Source organism: Thermoflexus sp. (assembly GCF_040289485.1).
Classification (GTDB): domain Bacteria; phylum Chloroflexota; class Anaerolineae; order Thermoflexales; family Thermoflexaceae; genus Thermoflexus.
This window is the reverse complement of record NZ_PSLG01000081.1, coordinates 1-8563: the sequence shown is the minus strand read 5'-3', so window position 1 is coordinate 8563 and position 8563 is coordinate 1. Positions and strand designations below refer to the sequence as shown.

11 protein-coding genes, 1 tRNA gene and 1 pseudogene are annotated in these 8563 nt (G+C 70.3%); 8 read left to right on the top strand and 5 right to left on the bottom strand.

Annotation, left to right across the window (positions count from 1 at the left end):
- Positions 1 to 229 precede the first annotated feature (229 nt).
- Positions 230 to 1042 carry a PIG-L deacetylase family protein gene (locus C4313_RS10470; protein WP_352429807.1) on the bottom strand — a complete coding sequence of 271 codons (813 nt, stop codon included), beginning with the start codon at positions 1040 to 1042 and terminating at the stop codon, positions 230 to 232.
- A gap of 62 nt (positions 1043 to 1104) precedes the next feature.
- On the opposite strand from C4313_RS10470, the gene C4313_RS10465 reads away from it, so the two are divergent.
- Complete coding sequence (locus C4313_RS10465; RefSeq protein WP_352429806.1) at positions 1105 to 1287, top strand: hypothetical protein; 183 nt, start codon at positions 1105 to 1107, stop codon at positions 1285 to 1287.
- Positions 1288 to 1299: 12 nt separating this feature from the next.
- Here the strand turns inward: C4313_RS10465 and C4313_RS10460 are convergent, their stop codons facing one another.
- The 3 genes from C4313_RS10460 to C4313_RS10450 form a co-directional block, all read right to left on the bottom strand.
- The gene (locus C4313_RS10460; RefSeq protein ID WP_352429805.1) at positions 1300 to 2169 is read right to left on the bottom strand and encodes a response regulator transcription factor; all 870 of its coding nucleotides are present in this window, start codon (positions 2167 to 2169) and stop codon (positions 1300 to 1302) included.
- A 44-nt stretch (positions 2170 to 2213) separates the two neighbouring features.
- The gene (locus C4313_RS10455) at positions 2214 to 2843 is read right to left on the bottom strand and encodes a V4R domain-containing protein (RefSeq protein WP_352429804.1); all 630 of its coding nucleotides are present in this window, start codon (positions 2841 to 2843) and stop codon (positions 2214 to 2216) included.
- Between the two features lie 63 nt (positions 2844 to 2906).
- Positions 2907 to 3284: a roadblock/LC7 domain-containing protein gene (locus C4313_RS10450; protein ID WP_352429803.1), complete on the bottom strand. Its 378-nt coding sequence runs from the start codon at positions 3282 to 3284 to the stop codon at positions 2907 to 2909.
- 123 nt (positions 3285 to 3407) lie between these two features.
- On the opposite strand from C4313_RS10450, the gene C4313_RS10445 reads away from it, so the two are divergent.
- From C4313_RS10445 to C4313_RS10435, 3 genes and pseudogenes are all read left to right on the top strand, one after another.
- Positions 3408 to 3481: transfer RNA gene (locus C4313_RS10445), tRNA-Glu, on the top strand.
- Positions 3482 to 3531: 50 nt separating this feature from the next.
- Positions 3532 to 4440 carry a polysaccharide deacetylase family protein gene (locus C4313_RS10440; protein WP_352429802.1) on the top strand — a complete coding sequence of 303 codons (909 nt, stop codon included), beginning with the start codon at positions 3532 to 3534 and terminating at the stop codon, positions 4438 to 4440.
- 115 nt (positions 4441 to 4555) lie between these two features.
- Positions 4556 to 4930 (top strand): annotated as a pseudogene (locus tag C4313_RS10435) (pseudouridine synthase domain-containing protein); the annotation flags it as partial.
- Positions 4931 to 4964: 34 nt separating this feature from the next.
- Here C4313_RS10435 and rpsL read toward each other — a convergent pair.
- On the bottom strand, positions 4965 to 5399 hold the full coding sequence (gene rpsL, locus C4313_RS10430; protein WP_352429801.1) for a 30S ribosomal protein S12: 435 nt from the start codon (positions 5397 to 5399) through the stop codon (positions 4965 to 4967).
- 230 nt (positions 5400 to 5629) lie between these two features.
- On the opposite strand from rpsL, the gene C4313_RS10425 reads away from it, so the two are divergent.
- From C4313_RS10425 to C4313_RS10410, 4 genes are all read left to right on the top strand, one after another.
- A complete protein-coding gene (locus tag C4313_RS10425) occupies positions 5630 to 6391 on the top strand; it encodes a dolichyl-phosphate beta-glucosyltransferase (RefSeq protein WP_352429800.1) in 762 nt (253 codons plus the stop codon).
- Positions 6345 to 7064: a ribonuclease HII gene (gene rnhB / locus C4313_RS10420; protein ID WP_352429799.1), complete on the top strand. Its 720-nt coding sequence runs from the start codon at positions 6345 to 6347 to the stop codon at positions 7062 to 7064. The genes C4313_RS10425 and rnhB overlap by 47 nt, the downstream gene beginning before the upstream one ends.
- Positions 7034 to 8176: a glycosyltransferase gene (locus tag C4313_RS10415; RefSeq protein ID WP_352429798.1), complete on the top strand. Its 1143-nt coding sequence runs from the start codon at positions 7034 to 7036 to the stop codon at positions 8174 to 8176. The genes rnhB and C4313_RS10415 overlap by 31 nt, the downstream gene beginning before the upstream one ends.
- Positions 8158 to 8563: YveK family protein (locus C4313_RS10410; protein ID WP_352429797.1), on the top strand; the 406-nt coding region annotated here is incomplete at its 3' end. The genes C4313_RS10415 and C4313_RS10410, both read left to right, overlap by 19 nt.

The window sequence follows — 8563 nt, the reverse complement described above, 5'->3', positions numbered from 1 at the left end:
CCTTCCCGGGGAACTCCCGGTAGGGCCGTTTGGGGTGGCCAGCCCGGAGCCGGCTTGGTTTTCACCGGCTCTATCTGCATGATAGCCGAAAACCCGCGAGCCGTCCACCGGCTGTGGGAACGGGGCGCTGGCCCACCTCGAACCCACCGCCAGGCGGTGAGGGGGTGGATTCCGTGCGGGCGTGCCCCGTCGGAAAGCTTCGTGGCTGAAATGGCTGATAATAAAAATGTCAGCTGTTGTCAACCCTATGCGAACGCCATCCGGTTTCGAAGGGAGGCTCCAGCGCCGCCGGCTCCCAAAAGCGCTCGGCAGGGATCCCCCCGCCGGCCTGCTGGGCGGCGGCGCGGAGGCGCTCTAGGACTTCCTCCTCGCGGGCGAAGAAGATCGGCCACTGGGAGCGATAAGCGAGGACGGCCTGGGCCCGGGCCTCCAGGTCCGCCTCGTCCAGGAACACCCGATGGGCCCGCCACCCCGCGGGAGGCACGAAGGCCTCCCGTTCCACGTAGGGGAAATCCTCGTAGAACCACACGATGACCCCTGGCGGCCGCCACGCCGCCACGGCTTCCCGGACCAATCGGTGGTCCACGTGCCCTCCGATGGCCAGCGGGACAAGGAGGAGATCCCCCGCCGCCCACAGGAGGGCCTTCAGGGCCTCGACCAGCCGGGAGATCCAGACGGACTCTTCCGGACGCGGGGGGCGGAACAGGTCCTCCCGGCCGGCGCACAGGGGCTGCCCCCTGGCGTCCCGCCGATAGATCCCATCGGGGAAGTCCAGGTGGATGGGGATGGCGCCGAGGAGAGCCAGGGCCGCCCGATCCTCCGCCCGCCGCCCGGCCATCGCCGCATCCCCGTAGCCCCACACCGCGTGGAGGGCCTGGGCGAAGGGCGGCGGCGGCCCCGGCGGATCCCCCGCGAAGACGGTCACCACCTCCACCCGATGGCCGGCCCGGGCCATCCGGTGGAGGGTCCCTCCGCAGGAGAGGACCGCATCATCCAGATGCGGGGAGAGGACCCGCACCCGGGCGTTGGGTTTGACAACCATCGGCGTCTGTGGCATAGTGGGGGACCGGCTACGAGTCCCAACTCCCGGACGGAGCGCAGGCCATGGCGACCAAGGCCAAGAAGACGACGTCCCAGGAAGAGAAGAAGGCCGAGCCCATCGTCGACCATCTCACCCGGCGGATCTGCTATCGCTGCGGCCAGCCCATCCGCCTGAGCGAACTGCTGCCGGTCAAGGACGGCCTGCGGAACCGCATGCGCTACTACCACAAGAAGTGCTTCGCCTGAGGGCCGGTTCCCTCAGCGGGGCCCCGCCCCCACCGGCGCCAGCCGGCGGCGCAACGCCTCGAGGACGGCCTCCGGGCCGGCGAAAGGCCCCTCTGCGGCCATGAGACGGGCGGCGACGATCCGCAGGGCCGGGAGGCCCGCCGGATCCTCCTCGAGCTCCTGGAGCGGGTAGAAGTAGGGCAGCGCGTTCTGCAGGCGGGAGAGGGCCTTTTCCCCCAGGGCGACGGCTTGTCGGGCCTCCCCAGTCATGAGGAAGAGGCCCTCCCCGAGATGCCCCAGGAAGAGCCCCTCGCCACCCTCGTGGTTGACCCCGGCCAGCAGCAGCCCCACCGCCCGGATGGCGTCGTCGCGGGCCACAAAGCCGTAATGCTCCCCGAAGGCCTCCAGGCCCTCCAGGCCGATCAGCCACGCCACCCACCCGGTCCGTCCCAGTTGCTCCTCCAAGTGCTCCAGGATCAGCGGCAGTCCCGGCAGGCCGGTGAGGAAATCAAAGGCCGGCCCGGCCTGCGAGCGCCGGAGGATGTTCTGGACCCGCGCCCGCAGCTCCTGGAGGCTGAAGGGCTTGGGGATGTAATCATAGGCACCCAGTTCCAGGCCGGCCAGGCGATCCTGGCGCCCTCTGCGTTCCGTGAGGAAGATCACGGGGATGCCCTCGGTCCGCCGATGGGTCCGCAGCCGCCGGAAGACCTCGAAGCCGTCGATGTCGGGCAGCCGGATATCTAGGAGGATGACGTCTGGCGTGTGCTCCCGGGCCATGGCGAGGGCCTCCTCCCCCGAGGCGGCGGCGAGCACCCGGTAGCCCTGGGCCTGGAAGTAGGCCTTCAGCACTGCGACCGTCTCCGGCTCGTCCTCAATGATCAACAAAGTGGCCGTGCGCCCCATGGGAACCTCCCCTCCGCGCCGGGGCGAAGGATGCGATCCCCCCATCAGCCGATGGGCTCCTTGTAGACGGCGAAAGAGCAGGTCGGATCCCCCATGGCGATGCAGGAGATCTCCTCCACCCGGAACTCCTTCCCGCCGCTGACCCAGCGCAGGCCCTCCTGAAGCAGGCCGATGGCCGCGTAACAGACCGGGCGGTCCGTCTTGCGGCCCCAGCACACCGGGCAGCGCTCGATCACATAAACGAAGCGGTCGGCCTCCTCCACCACGTAACTTTTCTGATCGCTGAACTGGGTGAAGATGCCCGCCATGGCCGGGAGGCCGATCTTCAGTTTGGCCTGGAGCGGCAGCACCCGGAAGGCGAGGTCGCTGACCCCAGCCAGGGCCCCGAATCCCTGCAGGCCCCGGGCGAAGGAGGCCCGGCCGCCCCGTAGGGCCAGCCCCCGGCCGCCCCGCGGCCCATACATCTCTTCCAGGGCCTGGTTGATGGCGGCGAAGTCCGCGAAATCGAAGCCCCGCTCCAGGTTGTCCGGGGGGTAGTTGTCGATCAAGTGGGGAAGGCGGGCCAGGTTGAGGACGGCGTTCAGGCCGTTCTTCCCCATCACCTCCTCGAGAGCCTCCAGGAAGATCCGCGCGATCTTGTTGGGGTAATACAGGCCGCTCTTCTGCTGGCTCAAGGCCTTCCCTCCTGATGCCGAGATGAACCCGCCCGGGAAGGGAAAAGCGCCCGCTGCGGATGCTCACGAGGCCAGGATGCGGGCCAGGTCCTCCGCGGCCCGCCGCATGTCCAGGAACAGCAGGCCCAGTTTGGCCTGGGGTCTGGCCAGCACGGTGAGCACGGCCTCCTCCCCGACGGCCATCAGCACCACATAGCCCCGCTCCCCCCGGATGTAAACCTGGTCCAGGGTCCCGCGGCCCAGCTCCCCAGCGATCCGCTCGCCCAGGGAGAGCATCGCCGCGGACATGGCCGAGACCCGGTCCTCCTCGACATCGGCCGGGAGGGCCGAGGCCATGATCAGCCCGTCGATGCTCACCACTGCCGAGGCCTCGATGTCCGGGGCGCTGGCTTGCAGTTCCTTCAGTCGTTCGATCATCCGCTCGGTCCGCGTTTTGGGCATGGCCTGCGCTCCCTGCGGCGGCATGCTGGTTTCCGATGCTAACAACGATCGGCGGGGATGTCAAGGAGGAAGAGGAGTCCTCTTGAGCCGGCTGAAGGCCATGGTATAATTTCTGCGGGACCTGCCCCCGTCGTCTAGTGGCCTAGGACGCCGCCCTTTCAAGGCGGAGATCAGGGGTTCGAATCCCCTCGGGGGCACCTGCTCGATGGATCCCCTCCGGCGCGCCCGGAGCTGAAAGTCGCACCGCATGCGCCGCGCCATCCCGATCCTGATCCTCGGCGGTCTCCTCACCGGCCTCGGGTTCGCCGGGGCGCGGCAAGTTGCGCCCCCGCCGGGCCGGCCGGCCGACGCAACGCCCGTCCACGGACCTTCGCGCCCCTCGGCCGCGCCGACCGTCCCGCCCATGTCTTCTCCCTATTTTCAGGAGCCCCTCCCACCCGCCGACGGACGGGCGCGGGTCCTCCACGTCCCCATCCTGATGTACCACTACATCTCAGAGCCGCCCCCGGGCGCCGACCGCTTCCGGCTGGACCTCTCGGTCCGCCCCTCCCAGTTCGAGGCCCACCTGCAGCACCTGCGGGCCGCCGGCTACGCCACGGTTTCCCTCAGCGACCTGATCGCCCACCTGACCCAGGGGCAGCCGCTGCCGCCCCGCCCGGTGGTCCTCACCTTCGACGACGGCTACCGGGACGCCTATACCGAGGCCTTCCCCCGGCTCCTGCGCTACGGCTTCCGCGGCACCTTCTTCGTCCTCACCGGCCGGGCGGACGCCGGGGACCCGCGCTACCTGAGCTGGGCGCAGATCCGGGAGATGAGCGCCGCCGGGATGGACATGCAGCTCCACGGGCGCGAGCACATCCCCCTGGCCGGGCGAGACGAGGCCTTCCTGTTCTATCACATCGTCGGGGGGAAACAATCCCTCGAGGCCCACACCGGCCGCCCCGTCCGCTTCTTCGCCTATCCCTCCTCCATCTACGACAGCGGGCTGATCCGGTTCCTGGAGGCCTACCGGTTCTGGGGGGCGGTCACCACCGCCTACGGGGCCGAGGAGCGCCTGGACAACCGGTTCATGTGGCCCCGCATCCGCATCCGCGGCACCGATGGGGTTGAGCAACTGGACCACAAACTGCGCGGCCTCCCGTTGGGAGCGCCATGAAGGAGCGGCTCCAGGGCGTGCGAGGAACGCATCCGCCAGAAACGGGTGACGGTTAACGGCGCCCCCGCCCACCTGGGGATGCGCGTCGACCCCGAGGCCGACGACACTCGCCCATCGCCTGACCCACCCCCGCTACGCGCATCCCAAGGTCTATCCGGTCCTCGTCGAGGGCCGGCCGACTCCGGAGACCTTGGAGCGCTGGCGCCAGGGGATCCCCCTGAACGGTGAGCGGACCCGCCCGGCCCGCGTCCAGGTGATCCGCTATGAAGGGGACGCCACATGGTTGCTGGTGGAAATGCGGGAAGGGAAAAAGCGCCAGATCCGCCGCGTGGCCGCGCGCCTGGGGCATCCGGTCCGCCGCCTGATCCGGCTGCGCATCGGGCCCATCGCCCTGGGACGGCTCCGGCCGGGGCAGTGGCGCCCCCTCACCCGCCAGGAACTCCAGCGGCTCCAGGCCCTCCGCCCAGAAACGAAAAGGGGGGCGCTGTAGCGCCCCCCGGGTGGCCTGACCCACCGCGAGGCCCTCACTTCTTGCCCTTCTGCCCCTTCGGCCGCTTGGCCCCATACTTCGAACGGCCCTGGCGCCGCTTGTCCACCCCCGCCGCGTCCAAGGCGCCCCGGATGATGTGATAGCGCACCCCCGGCAGGTCCTTCACGCGCCCGCCCCGCACCAGGACCACCGAGTGCTCCTGGAGGTTGTGGCCCTCGCCGGGGATGTAGGCCGTGACCTCCACGCCGTTGGTCAGACGGACGCGGGCGATCTTGCGCAGGGCCGAGTTGGGCTTCTTGGGCGTCATCGTCCGCACCACGACGCACACCCCGCGGCGCTGCGGCGCCCCCTTCGGATCCCAGTAGCGCTCCCCGGTCAGGGAGTTATACACCCAGTGGAGCGCCGGGGACTTGCTTTTGCGGACCTTCGGCTTGCGGCCTTTGCGGACCAACTGGTTGATGGTCGGCATCCCCCCTCGTCCCTCCTCCGGATTCGATTCGCGCTTCAAGCGCGCGTATTTTACACGGGAGGTGGGGAGCTGTCAACGACGCCGGCAGGGACCTTATCCCGCCCCACGCCGGATGGGGCGGGGGCGCAGCGGGCTGGGCCCCTCTATGGCGATCCCGTCACCTCAGGGGTCGGTTGTCGCTCCCATGCTTCTCTGCTATGCTGGCTCCCCGCCGAAGCCCGGAGGAGCACATGGACGAGCCTTTTCTTTCCATCATCATCCCGGCCCACAACGAGGAGCGCCGGCTCCCCCGCGCCCTGGAGCAGATCGACCGCTTCCTTCAGGCCTGGGGACGGCCGGCCGAGGTCGTGGTGGTGGAGAACGGCAGCACCGATCGGACCGCGGCGGTGGTCGAGGCCTTCGCCCAGGACCACCCCTATGTGCGGCTGATCCGGGATCCCCGGCGGGGGAAGGGCCGGGCCGTTCGCCAGGGGATGCTGGCCGCCCGCGGCCGCTATCGCTACATCTGCGACGCCGACCTCTCCACCCCCATCGAGGAGGTGGTGAAGTTCTTGCCGCCCCTCCAAGAGGGGTTCGACATCGCCATCGGCAGCCGGGAGGCCCCGGGGGCCCGACGGATCGGGGAGCCCCTCTACCGGCGCCTGATCGGGCGGGCCTTCAACACCATCGTCCGCCTCCTCGCCCTCCCCGGCTTCCAGGACACCCAGTGCGGCTTCAAGATGTTCCGGGCCGAGGCGGCGGAGGACCTCTTCCGCGTCCAGCGTCTGGACGGCATGAGTTTCGACGTGGAGGTGCTGTTCATCGCCCGCCTGCGCGGCTATCGCATCGCCGAAGTCCCGGTGACCTGGTATTTCAACCCGGAAAGCCGCGTCCGGCTGTTCCGGGACAGCCTGAACATGTTCCGGGAACTCCTCCTGATCCACTGGAATCGCTGGAAGGGGGCGTATGCCCAGTCGGAACCGGCAACGGCCTCCACGGCCGACCCTGGTTGAGGAAGCCGCTTTCTGGCGCCAGGGCCTCCGCCACGTCGCCGGCCTGGACGAGGCCGGGCGGGGGGCGTGGGCCGGTCCGGTGGTGGCGGCGGCGGTGATCCTGCCCCCCGACCCTCTGCGCCTCCGCCGACACCTGGCCGAGGTCCGGGATTCCAAACAGCTCCCGCCAGCGGCGCGGGAGCGCCTGCTCGAGGCCATCCAGGCGGTGGCCCTGGGGGTGGGGGTCGGCATGGCCTCGGCGGAGGAGATCGATGCCCTCGGCATTCTCGCCGCCACCCGCCTGGCGATGACGCGGGCCCTGGCTGCCCTGCCCCTCCCGCCCCAGGCCCTCGTGATCGACGCCCTCCCCCTGCCGGTCCCCCTGCCCCAGCGGTCCCGGGTGGGGGCCGACGCCCACTGTCTCTCCGTCGCCGCCGCCTCCATTGTCGCCAAGGTGACCCGCGACCGCTGGATGCAGGCGATGGAGAAACGCTATCCGGGCTACGGCTTCGCCCAGCACAAAGGCTACGGCACCCCTGCCCACCGCCGGGCCCTAGAAGCCCGGGGCCCATGCCCCATCCACCGGCGGTCCTTCGGCCCGGTTCAGGAGGCCGCCCAGGCCCTCCGCCGGCGGTGGGACGCCGACGACGGGAAGGATGCGCCTTGCGCCTGGCCCTGGTCCACGACTGGATGAACCAGATCGGAGGCGCCGAGGCGGTCCTGGAGGCGCTGGTGGAGGCCTTCCCTGGGGCCCCCATCTACACCAGCCTCTACGCCCCGGACCGCATGCCGGCCCACTGGCGGACCTGGGACATCCGGGTCACCTGGCTGGACCGCATGCCCTTCGCCCGCCGCTGGCACCAGGCCTATCTACCCCTCTACCCCCTCGCCTTCGACGCCCTGAACCTCTCGGCCTACGACGTGGTCCTCTCCAACAAAAGCGGGTTCTGCCACGGGGTGGTCACCGGCCCGGACACCGTGCATGTGTGCTATTGCCTGACCCCCACCCGCTACGTCTGGGCCTATGAGGATTACGTGGCCCGGGAGGGGCTGCCGTCCCCGCTGCGGCGTCTGATGCGGCCGCTGATCACCTGGCTCCGGATGTGGGACCGCCTGGCGGCCGACCGGGTGGACCTGTTCATCGCCATTTCCACGGAGGTCGCCCGTCGCATCCGCAAGTTCTACCGGCGCCCCTCCCTCCTGCTGCACCCGCCGGTGGACGTGGCCCGCTTCCAGCCCGCCGGCCGGCCGGAGGATTACTTTCTCATCGTCTCGCGCCTCGTCCCCTACAAACGGATCGACCTGGCCATCCAGGCCTTCAACCGACTGGGGCTCCCCCTGGTGATCGCCGGCGACGGGCGGGATCGGGCGCGCCTGGAGGCGATGGCCGGGCCGAACATCACCTTCCTGGGCCGGGTGTCCGACGAGCGGCTCCCGGACCTCTACGCCCGCTGCCGGGCGTTCATCTTTCCCGGGCACGAGGATTTCGGGATCGCCCCGGTGGAGGCCATGGCCGCCGGGCGGCCGGTGATCGCCTTCGCCGCCGGGGGGGCGCTCGACACCGTCGTGGAGGGGGTGACCGGCCTGTTCTTCCGGGAGCCCACTCCGGAGAGCCTGGCCGAGGCGGTGCAGCGCCTGTCCGCCCTCTCCTTCAACCCTGCGGTCATCCGGCGCCACGCGGAGCGGTTTGACAGGCGGCGGTTTCAGGAAAAAATTAAAAAGATCATCGAGGAAGTGTGGGAGGCCCCGCGACGGGGCCTGGAGATCGAGGGGACGTTGATCGCCCGATGGACCTCGACACCGTAAGGCGGATCCTAAGGCGCTGGGGGTGGCTGGCCCTGATCCCGACCGCCCTGGGGATCGCCGCGGGGTGGATGGCCGCCCCGCCGACGCCGGTTTACCAGGCCACGGTGCGCTTGGCGGTGGGCCTCGCCCCCGGGGCGGCCCCGGCCTATGACTACGACGGCTACTACCGCTGGCTCGCCAGCGAATACCTGGCCGCGGGGGTCTCGGCGTGGATCCGCAGCCGGGATTTCGCCGAGCGGGTCGCTGCGGCCCTGACGGCGGAGGGGGTGCGCTGGCCGGCCCCCGCCGTCCAGGGCGCCCTGGCTTCCGATTACCAGCGCTCGGTGGTGGTGCTCTACGTCACCGCGGCCGATCCGGCCCTCGCGGAGGCCATCGCCCGCGCCGCCA

What these genes read in the sequence shown, in the direction of transcription:
- C4313_RS10450 (WP_352429803.1), bottom strand. Translation starts at nt 3,284, where the DNA reads ATGCCCAAAACGCGGACCGAGCGGATGATCGAACGACTGAAGGAACTG.
- C4313_RS10425 (WP_352429800.1), top strand. Translation starts at nt 5,630, where the DNA reads ATGGACGAGCCTTTTCTTTCCATCATCATCCCGGCCCACAACGAGGAG.
- C4313_RS10470 (WP_352429807.1), bottom strand. Translation starts at nt 1,042, where the DNA reads ATGGTTGTCAAACCCAACGCCCGGGTGCGGGTCCTCTCCCCGCATCTG.
- C4313_RS10460 (WP_352429805.1), bottom strand. Translation starts at nt 2,169, where the DNA reads ATGGGGCGCACGGCCACTTTGTTGATCATTGAGGACGAGCCGGAGACG.
- C4313_RS10440 (WP_352429802.1), top strand. Translation starts at nt 3,532, where the DNA reads ATGCGCCGCGCCATCCCGATCCTGATCCTCGGCGGTCTCCTCACCGGC.
- C4313_RS10465 (WP_352429806.1), top strand. Translation starts at nt 1,105, where the DNA reads ATGGCGACCAAGGCCAAGAAGACGACGTCCCAGGAAGAGAAGAAGGCC.
- rnhB (WP_352429799.1), top strand. Translation starts at nt 6,345, where the DNA reads ATGCCCAGTCGGAACCGGCAACGGCCTCCACGGCCGACCCTGGTTGAG.
- rpsL (WP_352429801.1), bottom strand. Translation starts at nt 5,399, where the DNA reads ATGCCGACCATCAACCAGTTGGTCCGCAAAGGCCGCAAGCCGAAGGTC.